Annotated in this window: 15 protein-coding genes and 4 tRNA genes; 6 read left to right on the forward strand and 13 right to left on the reverse strand. The window is 57.6% G+C overall.

Annotated features, from left to right (window positions below):
* Positions 1-76: 76 nt before the first annotated feature.
* On the forward strand, positions 77-823 hold the full coding sequence (locus tag JFU47_RS10250) for a flagellar brake protein (protein WP_123368747.1): 747 nt from the start codon (positions 77-79) through the stop codon (positions 821-823).
* A 71-nt stretch (positions 824-894) separates the two neighbouring features.
* On the opposite strand, the gene JFU47_RS10255 is transcribed toward JFU47_RS10250, so the two are convergent.
* The 4 genes from JFU47_RS10255 to JFU47_RS10270 all read right to left on the reverse strand — a co-directional run bounded on the left by JFU47_RS10255 (position 895) and on the right by JFU47_RS10270 (position 6,072).
* Positions 895-2,265, reverse strand: coding sequence for an MFS transporter (locus JFU47_RS10255; RefSeq protein WP_201182778.1), 1,371 nt, complete (start codon positions 2,263-2,265; stop codon positions 895-897).
* Positions 2,266-2,335: 70 nt separating this feature from the next.
* Positions 2,336-3,577, reverse strand: a complete 1,242-nt coding sequence (locus tag JFU47_RS10260; protein ID WP_201185195.1) for a glutamine synthetase family protein — start codon at positions 3,575-3,577, stop codon at positions 2,336-2,338.
* A gap of 201 nt (positions 3,578-3,778) precedes the next feature.
* Positions 3,779-4,471, reverse strand: a complete 693-nt coding sequence (locus tag JFU47_RS10265) for a sensor histidine kinase (RefSeq protein ID WP_140676506.1) — start codon at positions 4,469-4,471, stop codon at positions 3,779-3,781.
* Positions 4,468-6,072 (reverse strand): tetratricopeptide repeat-containing response regulator, encoded by a 1,605-nt coding sequence (locus JFU47_RS10270; RefSeq protein ID WP_123368743.1) that lies wholly within the window; start codon positions 6,070-6,072, stop codon positions 4,468-4,470. The genes JFU47_RS10265 and JFU47_RS10270 overlap by 4 nt, the downstream gene beginning before the upstream one ends.
* A gap of 198 nt (positions 6,073-6,270) precedes the next feature.
* Between JFU47_RS10270 and JFU47_RS10275 the strand changes: the two genes are divergently transcribed.
* Positions 6,271-10,407 (forward strand): CheR family methyltransferase, encoded by a 4,137-nt coding sequence (locus tag JFU47_RS10275; protein WP_201182780.1) that lies wholly within the window; start codon positions 6,271-6,273, stop codon positions 10,405-10,407.
* Positions 10,408-10,414: 7 nt separating this feature from the next.
* Here JFU47_RS10275 and JFU47_RS10280 read toward each other — a convergent pair whose 3' ends face one another.
* Complete coding sequence (locus JFU47_RS10280) at positions 10,415-10,954, reverse strand: hypothetical protein (protein ID WP_201182782.1); 540 nt, start codon at positions 10,952-10,954, stop codon at positions 10,415-10,417.
* A 192-nt stretch (positions 10,955-11,146) separates the two neighbouring features.
* Positions 11,147-11,223, reverse strand: a tRNA-Arg gene (locus JFU47_RS10285).
* A gap of 292 nt (positions 11,224-11,515) precedes the next feature.
* Between JFU47_RS10285 and JFU47_RS10290 the strand changes: the two genes are divergently transcribed.
* Together JFU47_RS10290 and JFU47_RS10295 are read left to right on the forward strand one after the other, a co-directional pair.
* Positions 11,516-11,749, forward strand: a complete 234-nt coding sequence (locus tag JFU47_RS10290) for a hypothetical protein (RefSeq protein ID WP_201182784.1) — start codon at positions 11,516-11,518, stop codon at positions 11,747-11,749.
* Between the two features lie 22 nt (positions 11,750-11,771).
* The gene (locus JFU47_RS10295) at positions 11,772-11,951 is read left to right on the forward strand and encodes a PA3371 family protein (RefSeq protein ID WP_056741414.1); all 180 of its coding nucleotides are present in this window, start codon (positions 11,772-11,774) and stop codon (positions 11,949-11,951) included.
* Here the strand turns inward: JFU47_RS10295 and phnN are convergent.
* Both phnN and JFU47_RS10305 read right to left on the reverse strand, forming a co-directional pair.
* Positions 11,926-12,498 carry a phosphonate metabolism protein/1,5-bisphosphokinase (PRPP-forming) PhnN gene (phnN, locus tag JFU47_RS10300; RefSeq protein ID WP_201182786.1) on the reverse strand — a complete coding sequence of 191 codons (573 nt, stop codon included), beginning with the start codon at positions 12,496-12,498 and terminating at the stop codon, positions 11,926-11,928. The genes JFU47_RS10295 and phnN overlap by 26 nt on opposite strands.
* A gap of 120 nt (positions 12,499-12,618) precedes the next feature.
* Positions 12,619-12,774: a hypothetical protein gene (locus tag JFU47_RS10305; RefSeq protein ID WP_170206250.1), complete on the reverse strand. Its 156-nt coding sequence runs from the start codon at positions 12,772-12,774 to the stop codon at positions 12,619-12,621.
* A gap of 110 nt (positions 12,775-12,884) precedes the next feature.
* Here JFU47_RS10305 and JFU47_RS10310 point away from each other — a divergent pair, with 110 nt between their 5' ends.
* Complete coding sequence (locus tag JFU47_RS10310; protein ID WP_003178899.1) at positions 12,885-13,211, forward strand: Arc family DNA-binding protein; 327 nt, start codon at positions 12,885-12,887, stop codon at positions 13,209-13,211.
* A 105-nt stretch (positions 13,212-13,316) separates the two neighbouring features.
* Here JFU47_RS10310 and mgtE read toward each other — a convergent pair whose 3' ends face one another.
* Positions 13,317-14,759, reverse strand: a complete 1,443-nt coding sequence (gene mgtE / locus JFU47_RS10315; RefSeq protein ID WP_095130991.1) for a magnesium transporter — start codon at positions 14,757-14,759, stop codon at positions 13,317-13,319.
* Between the two features lie 320 nt (positions 14,760-15,079).
* On the opposite strand from mgtE, the gene JFU47_RS10320 reads away from it, so the two are divergent.
* A complete protein-coding gene (locus JFU47_RS10320; protein WP_201182788.1) occupies positions 15,080-15,598 on the forward strand; it encodes a cell envelope protein SmpA in 519 nt (172 codons plus the stop codon).
* 19 nt (positions 15,599-15,617) lie between these two features.
* Here the strand turns inward: JFU47_RS10320 and JFU47_RS10325 are convergent.
* The 4 genes from JFU47_RS10325 to csrA all read right to left on the reverse strand — a co-directional run bounded on the left by JFU47_RS10325 (position 15,618) and on the right by csrA (position 16,291).
* Positions 15,618-15,694: transfer RNA gene (locus JFU47_RS10325), tRNA-Arg, on the reverse strand.
* A 71-nt stretch (positions 15,695-15,765) separates the two neighbouring features.
* Positions 15,766-15,842: transfer RNA gene (locus tag JFU47_RS10330), tRNA-Arg, on the reverse strand.
* A 107-nt stretch (positions 15,843-15,949) separates the two neighbouring features.
* Positions 15,950-16,040 (reverse strand) — tRNA-Ser (locus tag JFU47_RS10335).
* 62 nt (positions 16,041-16,102) lie between these two features.
* Positions 16,103-16,291 (reverse strand): carbon storage regulator CsrA, encoded by a 189-nt coding sequence (csrA, locus tag JFU47_RS10340; protein ID WP_002554426.1) that lies wholly within the window; start codon positions 16,289-16,291, stop codon positions 16,103-16,105.
* Positions 16,292-16,397: the final 106 nt, after the last annotated feature.

Genomic DNA, 16,397 nt, shown 5'->3' on the forward strand with positions numbered 1-16,397 from the left:
GTACTATCAAGACGCGCGACATGCTGGCAATATGATAGCCAGTCGTAGTCATATTTTGTCTGGAGATTGATGAACCGTGTTCAATGCCTTAAGCGCGGAAGATGCTCCGCAGCCACCCAAGGTGCTCACCACGCCGTTGGAGATCTCCGGCACCCTGCGCCAGCTGCAAGACAGCCATGACCCGCTGATCATCACGTTCCATGAGCGCAGCCAGCGCTTCCAGAGTTATCTGGTGGACATTGACCGTAACAGCAACATGATTGCCCTGGACGAAATGATTCCCCGCGATGGTGAACGCTTCCTGCTCGCCGGCGAACCGTTCAAGGTCGAAGGCTTTCACGACGGCGTGCGTATTGCCTGGGAAAGCAACGGCCCGTTGACCATCGACGAATCCGGTGGCGGTCGCTGCTACCGTGGCGCCCTGCCCGCCGAGGTGGTTTACCACCAGCGTCGCAATGCATTCCGCGCAGCATTGAAGCTGGCACAACTGGTCAACGTCGATCTGGGCGGTGAAAAGCTCAAGTCGCCGATCAGCGGCAAGCTATTGGACATCTCCGCCACCGGCTGCAAGTTGCGCTTCGAAGGCGACATCACGGACAGCCTGCAACTGGGCCAGGTCTATGACCGCTTCATCGCCGCCCTGCCCTTTGGCAACATGACGGCACCCGTCGAGCTGCGTTACCTGCACTTCGAAGAAAGGATCTCCATCACCTTCGCCGGCGTACGCTTTCACAACATGAGCGGGCTGGTGCAGCGCCAGGTCGAGCGGTTCGTCTATCAGCTTCAGCGTGAAGCGCGGCGCTTCGACAAAGACGACATGTAATACGACGCTTCAATAGAAAACGGGCAGTCCCTTGCGGTGACTGCCCGTTTTTTATGCGTTGCTTTTATGCGTTATGGCCTGGCCTCGGTAAAACTTTGCTCGCGAGGTGCATCAGGGTCTTCGGGCGGCGGATCGGTTTCGGGCTCTGATTCAGGTTCCGGGTCCGGCTCAGGGTTGATCGGGCTCTGCATCTGGTCTTGCACCACCTGCTCATCGACCCGCGGGTCAAGGCAAGCCACCAGTGGCGAACTCGACATACTGTCCGGCATGGCGACGTGATGCAGCGGTGCATCGTCCACCACATGCAGGTTGGTCACCGCTTTCGGGCGAATCCGCCACACCAGCACCAACGCGAAGAAACTGAAGAAGGCATAGAGCATGTGGCTGCCGAACAGCTTCATCAGCACCCCGGCCACCAGTGGTCCGATACTGGCGCCGACACCGTAGGTCACCAACAGCATCGCTGTCAGGGACACCCGACGATCACCCTCGACGTGGTCGTTGGAGAATGCCACCGCCAGCGGATACAGGCAGAACATCACCAGCGAACAGCAGAACCCGGTGATAAACAAAATCTCCAGCGGTACCTGTTGCATGATTGCCAGCGGCAACGCGGTAAGCGCCAGGACCAGCGCAAAACAGCGGATCAACAGCGCCCGGTCATAACGGTCGGACAGCCAGCCCAACGGCCATTGCACCAGCAACCCCGCAAAAATGCAGCTACCCATGAACAGACCGACCTGCTCCGTGGACAACCCCTGCTGTGAGGCATACAGCGGTGCCAGACCGTAGAACGAACCAATGATCAGCCCCGCCCCCAGCACCGTGCTCAACGACTGCGGCACGCGCTTGATGAAGAACCGCGGCTCCATCGGTGCCGGGTGCAACGGCGCCGGGTGAATCCGCCGGGTCAGGGCCACCGGCACCAGGCACAGCGCGAAGCACAAGGCGACCAGCATCAGCAGCTCAAGACCCAGGCCTGGGTGCATGACCAGAATCAGCTGACCCAGCACCAGCCCCAGGTACGAAGCGATCATGTAGCCGCTGAATACCGTCCCGCGCTGCGAGGCTTCAGCCTGCTCATTGAGCCAGCTTTCGATGACCATGTATTGGCACATCATGCCGAGGCCGACGATGACCCGCAGGAAGATCCAGGCCGGCAACCAGTCCACCAGGCCATGGCCCAGCACCGCCGCACCGACAATCCCGGCGCAGGCCGAATAGGCGCGAATATGCCCGACCCGGGCAATCAGCCGGTGGCCGATCTTGCCACCCAGCACCAGGCCGCAATAGTTGGCTGCCATCAACGCACCGACCCACAGGCTGTCGACGTGGTCGGCGGCCAGGCGCAAGGCCAGGTAAGTACTCAACAGGCCAGAGCCGATCAACATCATCAGCGAGGCAAAATAAAGCGCTCGAAAGGGTTTCCAGATTTGGCGCATCGGCGTTCCGAGCGGCTCCTTGCAGTGAGAGTCGGGCTACCCGAAAAGATAGCCCGAAGACGATGGAACGTCAGGCCTGGGCCGCTAAAACACGCCGCTCCCAGGGAGTAATTTCATCAAAGAAGCTGGTCAACTCCATGGTCTTCGAGGCGATGTAGCCTTCGATGAACTCCTTGCCAAACAGTTCCTTCGCCAATTGGCTACGTTTCAGACGCTCAAGAGCCGCATGCAAGGTACACGGCAACGAAAGATTGTCCGGCACTTCGAACTCACCCTGGATCGGCTCGCCAGGCTCCAGTTTGTGTTCAATGCCATACAACCCTGCGGCAAGGCTGGCGGCGATCGCCAGGTAAGGATTTGCATCAGCCCCCGGCAAGCGGTTCTCGACCCGACGAGCGGCGGGCGAACTGGCCGGAATACGCAATCCGGCCGCCCGGTTGTCGTGGGACCAGCAGGCATTATTCGGCGACGCATACGGATGGCACAAGCGCTGATACGAGTTCACGTTCGGTGCGAACAACGCGGTCAAATCCGCCATGCCGGCCTGCTGACCCGCGATGAAATGACGGAAGGTCGCCGTCGGCTCTCCAGCCTTGTCGCTGAACACGTTACGCCCGCTGCCGATCTCGATGATGCTCTGATGAATATGCATCGAACTGCCCGGCGTGTGCGCCAGCGGCTTGGCCATGCAAACCACGGTCAGGCCATGCTTGAGCGCAACTTCTTTAAGCAGATGTTTGAACAGCAGAGTCTGGTCGGCCAGCAGCAGTGGGTCACCGTGCAGCAGGTTGATCTCGAACTGGCTGACGCCCATTTCGTGCATGAAGGTATCGCGCGGCAAACCCAGGGCCCCCATGCAGGCGTAGACTTCACTGAAGAACGGCCGCAAACCATTATTGGAACTGATACTGAACGCCGAATGACCGTCCTCGCGACGACCGTCCAGGCCCAGCGGCGGCTGGAACGGTTGAGTCGGGTCGGTATTGGGCGCGAAGACAAAAAATTCCAGCTCGGTCGCCACCACCGGCGCCAGGCCGAGAGCCGCGTAACGCGCAATCACGGCTTTGAGTTGGCCGCGGGTCGACAGAGACGAGCTTTCGCCGGTCAGCTCGTGTGCATCGCAAATGGCCAAGGCTCGCGGCTGCTGGCTCCACGGCAAGCGATGGATCTGTGCAGGATCGGGCACCAGCGCCAGGTCGCCATCATCGCAGCCGTAAAAGCGCGCTGGCGGGTATCCGCCCATGATGCATTGCAGCAGCACCCCCCGCGCCATCTGCAAACGCCGCCCCTCGAGAAAGCCTTCGGCGGTCATTACCTTGCCGCGGGGTACGCCATTCAAATCCGGCGTAACACATTCGATCTCATCAATGCCCGTCAATCGCTCCGCGAATGAACTATGGCCATCGGTTGTCATGACGCAATCCTTTGTTGTTGTGCAAGCCGCGAACGGCGACCCGTACAAAATAGGCTCCGCCTGTTCGGAATATCAAGCAGCGGCCAACAAAAAGACCGGTCAAGGCAGATAGAGACTGAACACCCCGCCACCCAGCGGGCCGCCATTGCTGATTTCGGTGCGTCCGCCCACGCCATTGCGTTGATGAAGTGCGGCGATCCGCCCGGCAAAATACAGGCCCAGGCCGGTGCTTCCACTGCTGTGGTTGATGCCCTGCACGTAATCGGCCTGACGCTCGATCATCTCGGGAGGATAACCCTCGCCATCGTCGTTGACGGTCAGCACCAGTTGCCCGGCTTCATCGCTGACGCTGATCAACACCGCGTGGCGGGCGTAACGAATGGCGTTGTTGATGCTGTTGCCCAGCACCGAAGCAATCAGCTCCCGGTCGAAGAAACCCAGAGGGCTCAGCGGGTCCACTTCATAGGTCGCCATGATGCCGCGACTGGCGAACACGTCCTGGTGGCAGGCCAATTGCGCTTCGATGAAGTCATCCAGTTCATGGTAGGCCGGTTGCAACGGCATCTGGTTGACCCCGAGTTTGTACAGCCCCAGCAACTGCACGAGCATGCCATTGAGGTGCGCGAACTCGAATTCGATCACGCCCTGCTCCGGGGTGTGGTGTTGCGGATCCGGCAAGCGCGCCAACCATTGGCTGTGGGCCTGCATCAGCATCGCCAGGGAGTTCTTCATGTCGTGCACGGTGGAGGCAATCACCGTGGAAAAATCGAGTGCCTGTTCGCTGTCGTTCATTCGCCAAACGCCTTGCTTCGCAACTTCTGATAACGGGGAAAACGCGCATCGGTGTCGGGCATCAGGCCGACCATTTTCAGGCACGTCCGACATTCCTCCAGCTCCGCCGAAGGGACACTGGTGTCGGTGCCGTGCAGCAGCGACTGCGCCATGTTCAGCGCGATACTGATGTTCTTGGGTTGCAGCGCCAGAGCTTTGCGGAACACCTGCCGCGCCTCCACCAGGTTGCCGGTCTTGTACACCCGCACGCCCTGACGGTTGAGGTCGGCAGCCGCGTTGCCGGAGTTGAGAATGGTCGGATCGTCGGTCAACTTGGCGATGCCCTTCATCACTGTCGGGTCGTCGCCGTAGATTTCCGCGCAGTTTTTCAGCATCGAGGCACCGGCGCTGGCCTGCCCGAGCATCTGCAGTTGCTTGGCCACCAGCAGCGCCGCTTCGGCGCTCATAAACTGTTCCATGCCATCGAGGCGCATCATCGCCTGCTCGGTGAGCTTCTCGGCGGTTTCGGCATCGTTGAGCAGCAGACTGGTGGCTTTCATCAATCGCGCACGAATCTGCAGACCCGGGTCGGAAGGGTTTTCCTTGGCCACCGCACTCAGCGTCGTGTTGATTTCCAGTCGAGTCCGGGTATCCAGACCTTTTTCGCTGCCTTTACTGATCAAGGCATGGGCCAGGCCAAGGTTGCTCTCCGCATCCTTGAAACGTGACTGCGCGCCCTGCGCCACGGCCTGACGATAGGCTTTGGAGGCGGTGTCAAAATCTTCGTTGGCCATCGCCAACTTGCCCAGCAGCGCTTGTCGGCGCACCGCCAGCGGCGACAAGCGGATCGCTTCTTCCAGCACACGCTGGGCCGCCTTGGTGTCGCCTTCGGCGACCAGCACATCGGCCATGCCGTCGTAGAGTGCCGGCATCATCGGGAACACTTTCAGAGCTTTTTCGTAGACGCCTTTGGCCTGAGCAACCTGGCCACGCTTGAACAGCAGCTTACCCAACCCGGCAAACGCCCACGGCAAAGGTCGATCAGCAATGATGCTGTCATAGAGACGCTCCAGCGCCTCGTTCTGATTCAGGTCGCGCAAGGCATCGGCGCGGTAGCGCAGGCACAACGGCGAGTAGCGGATATCTTGCTTGCACAGGGCGATGCAGGCATTGAGCACTTCAACCGGTTTGCCCCGGTCAAGGGCCTGCAGAATCGGCTTGAGCAAGGTCTTGCGCTGCTCCAGCCGCTCCAGGCGTTGAGCCAGGCCGGAACGGTTGAACGGTTTGGTCAGGTACGCATCGGGTTCGTGTTCCAACGCACTGAGCACCATCGCCTGACTGGTCTCGGCGGTGACCATGACGAACACGGACTCGTGGCTGATCAGCTTTTCGATCATCAGGTCTTCAAGCACTTGCTGACCGTTCTTCTTGCCGTCGCCCAGGTGAAAGTCCTGCAGGATGAAATCGTAGGCCTTCTGCGAACACATACGCAGCGCCTGCTCACCGGTGTCGGCGGTGTCGACATCCTTGACGCCCAGCTCACGCAGCATGGACCTGACGGAACTGCGGAAATCCGAGAAATCATCGACGATCAAAAAGCGCTTTTGGTGATACGACAGCATCGAAGATTTCCAGGCAATTTAAGAAGAAGACCATGACTGTTCGGGTTATCGGCCAGTAGTGGCGTTCCCTTGAGAAACCATGCCGCTCAGTACGCGCTAAATATTTGAAGTGTTATTGAAAATCGGGATTATCCTGATTTATTAAGGCGCCCCCCCCACTTGAACTCGAGGCGTTTCCCCTCGCCAAAGGCAAGCGTAATGACCACCACTCCCAAGCACTCGGCCCCTGCTCCTGAGCGAAAGGCCCTGCCCCCCAGCACCCTGGACTTTGCGGTGGTGGGCATCGGTGCGTCGGCGGGCGGGCGGCAAGCGATCAAACTGTTCTTTGAAAACATGCCCCAGGACAATGGCATGGCGTTCGTGATCATTCTCCACCTGTCGCCCGATCACCAAAGCATCGCTGACAAGATCATCCAGGAATCGACCAAGATGCCGGTTCTGCAGGTGACCCAAACGGTGGCTATCGAGAAAAACCGGGTGTACGTCATTTCACCGGCGCAACGGCTGACAATGAACGATGGCTTTCTGGAGGTCAGCGCTACAGATCCGCGCGAAGGTCGCCACGCGTCCATTGATCTGTTCTTCCGCAACCTGGCCGATGTGCACCGCGAGCGCGCCTTCTGCCTGGTGCTGTCAGGCACCGGCTCGGACGGCGCGGTGGGCTTGTCACGGATCAAGGAACAAGGTGGCATCACACTGGTCCAGGCACCGGAAGACGCCGAGTTCGATGGCATGCCTTGCGCCGCCATCGAAACCCACATGGTTGACCTGGTGCTGCCCGTAGTGGAAATGCCACAAAAACTGCTGGAGCTATGGCGCAACTCCAGGGAAATCTGTTTGCCCATCGCCAACGATCCGGAACTGCAAACCATTGCTGCGGTGTCCGAGCGCGACGCAGCACTTGCCGAACAAATGCTGCGCGACATCCTGATTCAGTTGCGCACCGGCACCGGCCATGACTTCAAGCACTACAAACGCGCCACCGTGTTGCGCCGGATCGAACGCCGGATGCAGGTCACCGGCCAACCGGACCTGAGTGCCTATTACCAGTATCTGCAAAACAACCCTGAAGAAACCAAGGCACTGCTGGGCGACATGCTGATCGGCGTGACCAACTTCTTCCGTGACAGGGAGGCTTTCGAAGCCCTGGAGCGGGATGTCGTGCCGCAACTGGTCAGCGCGGCCGTGTCCGCGCAACCCGAAAAAGAAGAAATCCGGGTCTGGTCCGCGGGCTGCTCCACGGGCGAAGAAGCCTACAGCCTGGCCATGCTGCTCAACGATCAATTGCAACTGGACGCCAGTGCGGCGTCGATGCAGCTATTCGCCACCGACATCGACGAACGCGCCATCAGCGTCGGCCGGGCCGGCCTGTATCCACAAGCGATCATCACCGATGTGCCACCCTCGCGGCTGCGCCACTACTTCATCAAGGAAGACGATCATTATCGGATTCGCAAGGAAATCCGCGAAAAGGTCTTGTTCGCCAAACACAGCCTGTTGTCCGACCCGCCCTTCTCGCAGATCGACCTGATTGTTTGCCGCAACCTGCTGATCTATCTGGATCGCGAAGTGCAACGCGAAATCCTCCAGATGTTCCACTTTGCCCTGCGTCCCGGTGGCTTCCTGTTCCTCGGTACTTCCGAGAGCGCGGACGCGTGCCACGAATTGTTCGCGCCGGTGGATAAACGCAACCGAATCTTCCGTGCCAAGACCGGCACGGCCAACAGTCGGCGCACCCCGACCATGCCACGTGGAGGCTATGTGCGGACCAACACTTCCCAACAGGTCCCGCAAAGCAGCGCGCCGCGTAAATTGTCATTTGGCGATATCCATCACCGCGCCCTCGAACAGTCCGCACCACCGAGCGTGATCATCGATGCCAACGCCGACATCCTGCACATGAGCGAGAGTGCCGGACGTTTCCTGCGTCATGTTGGCGGCGAATTGTCGCGTAACTTGCTGACACTGATTCTTCCGGAACTGCGCCTGGAAATCCGCACCACGCTGTTCCAGGTCCAGCAGAGTGGCCTCCCGGTCAAGTCCCGTGAAGTGCCGATCAAGCGTGATGAGCGCAGTTACCTGATTGATCTGGTCGCGCACCCCTACAAGGATGAAGAATCGGACGGCGAATACGTCCTGGTGATTTTCGAGGAAGTCGAGGTCGACCCTGCCGAACGAGCGGCCACCACCGTGCTACAGACCGAAAGCCAGGTGCTGTCCAACCTTGAGCGCGAACTGCAACGCACCAAATTGCACCTGCAGGACACCATCGAACAATCGGAAGTCTCCAGCGAAGAGCTCAAGGCTTCCAACGAAGAAATGCAGGCCATCAACGAAGAACTGCGTTCGGCCACCGAAGAACTGGAAACCAGCAAGGAAGAGTTGCAGTCGATCAACGAAGAGCTGCTGACGGTCAACTACGAGCTGAAAACCAAAGTCGAAGAAACCGACAAGATCAACGACTACCTGACCAACCTGATTGCCTCCACCGACATCGCCACGGTGTTTGTCGACCGCAGCATGCGCATCAAGTGGTTCACCCCGCGCGCCACTGACATCTTCAGCATGTTGCCGGTGGATACCGGCCGCTCCTTGCTCGACATTACCCATCGCCTGCATTACGAGGACCTGGTCGCAGACGCGACGCAGGTCTTCGAATCGCTGAACATGATCGAACGCGAAGTCAGCAGCACCGACAACCGCTGGTACATCGCCCGCCTGCTGCCCTATCGCTCCAGCGAAGACCACATCGACGGCACCGTACTGACGTTCATCGACATCACCAAACGTCGGGCGGCTGAAGAAGAGCTGCGACTGGGCGAAGAACGCATGCGCCTGGTCGCCGAAAGCACTCGCGACTACGCCATCATCACCCTCGATGAGCTGGGCGTGATCACCACCTGGAACAAAGGCGCCGAATTGATCTTCGGCTACAGCAAGGCCGAGGCCGAGGGCGCCTATTACGACTTCATTTTCTCGCCTGAAGATCGTGCGTCCGGCGTGCCTGAAAACGAACTGCTGTCGGTGCGCACCCATGGCCGCAGCGAAGATGAGCGCTGGCACGTGCGCAAGGACGGCAACCGCTTCTTTTGCAGCGGCGAGGTGACATTGCTCAGCGGCGACAATCTCAAAGGCTACGTCAAAATCGCCCGGGACCTGACCGGCCATAAACGCCAGCATGAAGAACAGAGCCAACAACTGGCCGAAACGCGCAACACCAATTACCTCAAGGATGAATTCTTCGCGGTCATGTCCCACGAACTCAAGCATCCGTTGAACCTGATTCAGCTCAATGCAGAACTGCTGCGGCGCTTGCCGGTGACCAAGTCGGTGGCGCCGGCCGCCAAGGCCGTCAACACCATCTGCGACGCCGTCAACAGCCAGGCACGAATCATCGATGATCTGCTGGATGTCGCCCGGGTGCGTACCGGCAAACTCAAACTGAAACCCATCGCCGTGGATCTGGCCGGTGTGTTACGCGACATTCATGCCGTCGTGCTCAGCGACCGACATGACGCCACCGTCGAACTGCTCGTGCCTTCAGGCGCCTTGATGGTCCATGCAGACCCGACGCGCCTTGAGCAAATTATCTGGAACCTGGTGAATAACGCGCTGAAATTCACACCCTCCAACGGCCGTGTGCAATTGATCGCCAGCCAAATTGGAAACATGGCGCGGCTGGACGTCAAAGACAACGGTGCCGGCATCGCACCCGAGAACCTCGATCACGTGTTCGACCTGTTCGGTCAGGCTGAAAAGCAGCACGTCAGCCACAACCGTGAAGGCCTGGGGATCGGTTTGTCCCTGGTCCGCCAGTTGGCCGAAGCCCAACGGGGAACGGTTGAGGTGAACTCTGCCGGGGAGGGAACAGGTTGTACCTTCACGGTTTACCTGCCCTTGGCCCACACCAAAGGTGAGCCGCAATCTCCGACCCAGGTCGAAGAGGCCTCTGGCAGGCTGAGTGGTTTGACGATCCTGCTGGTCGACGACTCCGCTGATGTGCTGGAAACGTTGAAAATGCTGCTGGAAATGGAAGACGCGCACGTGATTGCCTTCGATCGACCGGTGGCGGCTTTGGACGCGGCAAAAAGCACCCGTTTCGACCTGATCATTTCTGACCTGGGCATGCCGGTCATGAACGGCCACGAGCTGATGAGCGCATTGCGTCAGTTGCCGCTGGTCAAGGATGTGCCGGCCATTGCACTGACCGGCTATGGCGCCCACAGCGACATTCAAAAATCACGGCAATCGGGCTTTGACCAGCACATTGGAAAACCGGTGTCCTACGATGAGCTGATCGACACCATTGAGAATCTGCGACGCTCCCAGACCTGAGACAGGGTCAGCGCAGATAGGCGCGTTGTACGCAGGCTCGTCGATCGATGGCCTGCCTGAGCCGCTCCTTGTGATCAGTCCAGACCCTGGGGTCGACTTTAGTTGAGCGCATCAGCGCCAGCATGGCTGCCTTGGCGGCCAGGTACTCCGACCAGGCATCGTCGGACCTGAGTTTCAAAGACTCGCGCTCGGTCATTTCCATCCGCCGCAGGGCCAGTTCCGACTCATCGGTAATCACCGGACTCAAGGTCAACTGCACCCGGTGCGGTGCGACGAACTCCAGGGTGTCCGCGACAATCTCCCTCGCCCGCTGAGCGCCCCACTTCAAGGCCTCGCAGTAATGCTCACCGGCGTGCCGGTCATGAACCTCCTCGCCAACAGCCCAGCCATTGGTGCCGTAGACGCCTATAAACACCTGGGTAACCCCCTCATGACTGACCCGTGCCTGCACCTCGATATGCAGGCCATTGTTGAGTACCTCTTCATGCGTATGGATGGGTAACTGCGTGTTGGTCCATAACCAGAATTTTGTGCCTCTACGCCGCATCGACGTCGCTCCATGAGTTGTGTCTGGAGTAAGGCACAGCAATGACAGACTTTCCATGTAGATCGTCGGGTGATGGCGCGTAAAAAAGCCCCGCCGGAGAACTGCCCGGCGGGGCTTTTTTTGCCACTTGGTGCTACCTGCTGACGAGGAGAACATGCCCTGTCAGAAGGTGACCGGAGAGGTACGAATTAATGGTGTCCCAGGGCAGGTTCGAACTGCCAACCTTCCCCTTAGGAGGGGGATGCTCTATCCAATTGAGCTACTGAGACACAAATCGACCGCGAAGAAACGCAGTGCGATGGACGGCGTGCATGTTAACGGGCAGGCCCGCTTTTGTCATGTCGTCCGTTGGGCTTTTTAAGTGTAGGCAGACGCCTCGCAGGAGCGTGGCTTTGTTTACCGTGCAAATTGCATCGCCGCAAAAAGACATCATTGCAAAATGCAATGCAGGCACTTCGGGAAAATATCTTAATTCATTGTTTTTAAAGGATTTAATTACCGTTAGACTCTTGGCATGCGGGCTGCTTTAGCTGTTCTCGAAGAACATCGGAGGCAAGCCTCATGTACAGCACCCTTTTACTCTCGAACGCGATCGCTCTGGCGATTTTGTTGGGCTTTCAATTTGTCCCCGAGAACGGTGTAGAACCGGTTGCTCAAAGCATGCCTCATTACCTTCAGGTGCAAAGAGCGCCTCAACTGGCGGTAATGAGCGATCAGCGCAGCTTTGTCAGCCAGGAGGTGAGCCAGGAAGGCATTCTGCTGCCGGCTCAGTCTTCAGAACGTTTGGTATTTTGAATCACCCCATCAGGAGCACCGCATGTCCAAATCAGCCGCAGGGTTTTTCATCCTCGCCTTACTGAGCGGCATTCTTCATCTGTCAGTGGTCCAGGATACGGTCCTTACCCTGCCTTTGATCGCCAGCGGCGTGTTCGGTGCGCTGTTTGTGCTGGCGCTGATTGCCGGGCGCAAGATCAAATTCGATCCGGTACTGCGTTAATCCTCAACAGGTCCAGCAAATGGGCAACTGTGGTGGACAGTTCACCTGAATTGTCGAGTCGATGGATCCGCGCATCTCCGTCTGAACCCTCTGCCGTGAATAACCCATTGCGGTGCAGCCTCGCTTCGATCTCAGCAAAACTTTCGCGACCACGGCGCAGCAGGCGCTCTCGCAGGACTTCATCCTTGACCGTCAAAAGAACCGGCAATAGCGTCGGATACCGGCGCAGCGCCTGAGCCAGATGACCGCGAGAGCCGTTGACCAAGACATGCCGACCGTCATTGAGCCATTGATCTATTTCGATCGGAATACCGTAATCCAGGCCATTGGCGTTCCAGCACAGCGCGAAATCGCCCTCGACTCTGTGTTGTTCGAACTCTTCCCGCGAAACGCCAATCGCATCTTCGCCCACTGATTCGGCCGACCGCGTGATGACCCGACGCACCACTTCACAATTGAGCGTCTGCAACGGCTCTCGAGCGGCTTCGATGAGGCTGTCCTTGCCGGACCCGGAAGGCCCCATCAAGTAAATCAGCCTGCCATCCATCTTGAAATCACCTCGCACTGCACGTCTTCCCCTAGTAAATCGGCCAATTGCCACTATCCTGTACAAGTAAGGAACACTGATCGAATCTGCACAGCATGCACCTTCAGGCGTCCCAGGACATCACCTGTCGGGCAAGAGGAGGCGGTCAGTAATACGGACCAGGGCAAACTTTTCAAACCAGTCCGCATTTCTGATGATTGGTGCTGGCATAACGCCTTTATCCAGTTCAATATTTGTCACAGAATTGACGCCAATGAACTGGCTGCCTTGAGGCATGATGCGAGCCTCTATCAATTCAGGTTGAACATTTGGCCAGACCGCTTGTCCTATCAGACATCCTGCGGCCAATCCCGAGAACCGCTCCCCTGAACTAACCGGTTAAATATATGCGCCCATTGAAACAGGCAATTTATTCCAGCCGTACGGCTGACAAGTTCGTCGTACGTCTGCCAGACGGAATGCGTGAACGCATTGCCGAGGTGGCTCGCAATCATCATCGCAGCATGAACTCCGAAATCATCGCGCGCCTTGAGCAAAGCCTTATTCAGGAAGGCGCGTTGGGCGAAGAATTGAGCATGCGCCTGGACAGCCCGGAGCTGTCATTGCACGAACGTGAACTGCTGCAACGCTTCCGCCAACTCTCCCACCGTCAGCAGAATGCTCTTGTTTCGCTGATTGCGCATGATGCCGAAATGGCCGCAGACGCTTCCTGATTTCATCCGAAAGTTCAAGCCAGCTTAATCGCTGGCTTTTTTTTGCCTGAAATTCGGGCATAAAAAAACCCGCCGATTGATTGGCGGGTTTTTTATGTCGATAAGTCAGAGCAGGAAGATCGTCGCCAACCCGAGAAAGATGAAGAACCCGCCGCTGTCCGTCATGGCGGTGATCATCACACTGGCGCCCATCGCAGGATCGCGCCCAAGCCGCGCCAGGGTCATGGGAATCAATACCCCCGCCAATGCCGCCAGCAACAGGTTGAGCGTCATGGCAGCGGTCATCACCACCCCCAGAGACCAACTGCCATACAGCAGATAGGCGACGACGCCGATCACACCGCCCCACACCAGGCCATTGATCAAGCCTACCGCCAACTCCTTGCGCATCAGGCGCGAAGTATTGCCAGTGCTGACCTGATCCAGCGCCATGGCCCGAACGATCATGGTGATCGTCTGGTTACCCGAGTTGCCACCGATACCCGCCACGATCGGCATCAGTGCCGCCAACGCCACCAATTTCTCGATGGAGCCTTCGAAAAGACCGATCACCCGGGATGCGATGAACGCAGTGATCAGGTTAATTGCCAGCCAGGCCCAACGGTTACGCAGGGATTTCCAGACTGACGCAAAAATATCTTCCTCTTCACGCAGACCCGCCATGTTGAGAACTTCGTTTTCGCTCTCCTCACGAATCAGGTCGACCATTTCATCGATGGTCAGACGGCCGATCAGCTTGCCGTTCTTGTCGACCACAGGCGCCGAGATCAAGTCGTAACGTTCGAACGCCTGAGCCGCATCATAGGCGTCTTCGTCCGGGTGAAAACTCACCGGGTCGCTGGCCATGACTTCAGAAACCTGTTTTTCCGGGTCGTTGACCAACAAACGCTTGATTGGCAGCACGCCCTTGAGCACGCCGTCGTAATCGACCACGAACAGTTTGTCCGTATGGCCTGGCAGCTCCTTGAGGCGGCGCAGGTAACGCAAAACCACTTCGAGACTGACATCCTCACGGATCGTCACCATCTCGAAGTCCATCAGCGCACCGACCTGCTCCTCGTCGTAGGACAACGCAGAGCGGACGCGCTCACGCTGTTGACCATCGAGGGTTTCCATCAGCTCGTGGACGACGTCTCGCGGCAGCTCGGAGGCCAGGTCAGCAAGTTCGTCGGCGTCCATGTCCTTGGCCGCAGCCAGGAGCTCGTGATCGTCCATGTCGGCGATCAGCGTTTCACGAACCGAATCGGATACTTCGAGCAGAATGTCGCCGTCGCGATCGGCCTTGACCAATTGCCAGAGCGTCAGACGATCGTCCAGCGGCAAGGCTTCAAGGATGTAGGCGACGTCGGCGGAGTGCAGATCATCGAGCTTGCGTTGCAACTCGACGAGGTTTTGCCGGTGAACCAGGTTCTCGACCCGGTCGTGATGCGGACCTTCCTGGCGATGAGTCAGGTCTTCGACCACCCGCTGACGCTGCAGCAGCTCAACAACTTGAGCGAGGCGGTCTTGTAAGCTTTCCTGCGTTTTCTTTACTTCAACTTCAGACATAGGCGAACTCCACTCCCAGCAGCGGGGCACGCCGGAAGGATCAATCAGTCAATTCATGATTGGAAAAACGGGGTACTGAGTAACTACTGGGTAAGTCCATGGAGGTATTCCACAAGCCCCGGCGGGGCTGACGGGCGCAATGATACACCGCCCGACGGTTTTAAACGTTAAAAAATCGTGGCTGAAACAAGCGCTTGCAAGACAATCCTGAGCACCGCCCTGATCCATGAAACTGCGACGACTCATCCTGAAAAGAAAACACACCACAGCCGAAAAATGTAACGACTACCCTTCAGATGGACCGTCATGGAGGACGTTTAATGCCATCGAATGCACATTATTTTTTATTGATTACCCTGCTCTGGCCGCCGTCCTGCGCGCTTGCCACGACCGTTCACCGCTGCGAGGCGGCCGACGGGCGCATTACCTTCACTACGTTGAGCTGTGCGGCCGGAGACAGCCTTTCGCTTCAGGATGTCCGCACCTTCACCCCAGGCAGCGTGACCGCTCTCATGCCGGAAGCCGAGAATCGCGAAACATCAGGTATGAAAATCAAAAGGAGGGATCCGACTGTCATCGGCAAGACCGAGGACAAATGTGGAAACCTCATCAGCGCCAGAGAACGCCGCGAAGCGATCATCAATCAACGGATTGTTGCCGGCATGAGCCAGCAGGATGTCGAGAGCGCCCTTGGCAAGCCAGACAAGATCAGTATTCGCAATTCGGCCACGAGCTACCGTTACGACACCCAGCGAGGTCGTAGCGCACACGTCGAGTTCGATGAGAGAGGATGCACCAAAGGAAAAGCCAAATCCCAGACGGCAAAAAGCCCGCGTTAAACGCGGGCTTTTTGGTGTTTGGTGCACTCGACAGGATTCGAACCTGTGACCGCTCGGTTCGTAGCCGAGTACTCTATCCAGCTGAGCTACGAGTGCATTTGTGTTTTTATACCAGATCACAACTGGTTGAAGCCAAGTCATTCACATTACTGCAAACAACTCTTAAATGGTGCACTCGACAGGATTCGAACCTGTGACCGCTCGGTTCGTAGCCGAGTACTCTATCCAGCTGAGCTACGAGTGCATTTGTTGCCGCGCATTATAGGCCGTTTAATCTCTATGTAAAGCACTTTTTCTAGTAATTTCAAACACTTACCGAAGAAGCTAGATTACAACGTACTACGCAAATAATGGCGGAGAACGGGGGATTCGAACCCCCGACACCCTTTTGAGGTGTACTCCCTTAGCAGGGGAGCGCCTTCGGCCACTCGGCCAGCTCTCCGCAACACGGGGCGTATATTAACCAGCTTCTTCCCCGTTTGCAAACATAAAAAACGATAAAAATTAATGGCTTGGTTCTTCGTCCTTCTCTTTCTTTATACGCAGGTAAATTTCCTCACGGTGGACCGCAACCTCTTTCGGGGCGTTGACACCGATACGCACTTGATTTCCTTTGACGCCGAGCACGGTCACGGTGATTTCGCCATCACCAATAATCAGGCTTTCTGCGCACCGACGAGTCAGAATCAGCATACCTTTCTCCTCACGCATTTCATTTCAGGGACAACAGTCTGCAAAAAAAAGGCACTTGACCTACAACCTGAACGATCGCAGCCCTACATGCCTGAGTATTGACTAG

The sequence above is a fragment of the Pseudomonas sp. TH39(2020) genome, from assembly GCF_016650715.1.
Classification (GTDB): Bacteria; Pseudomonadota; Gammaproteobacteria; order Pseudomonadales; family Pseudomonadaceae; genus Aquipseudomonas; species Aquipseudomonas mandelii_C.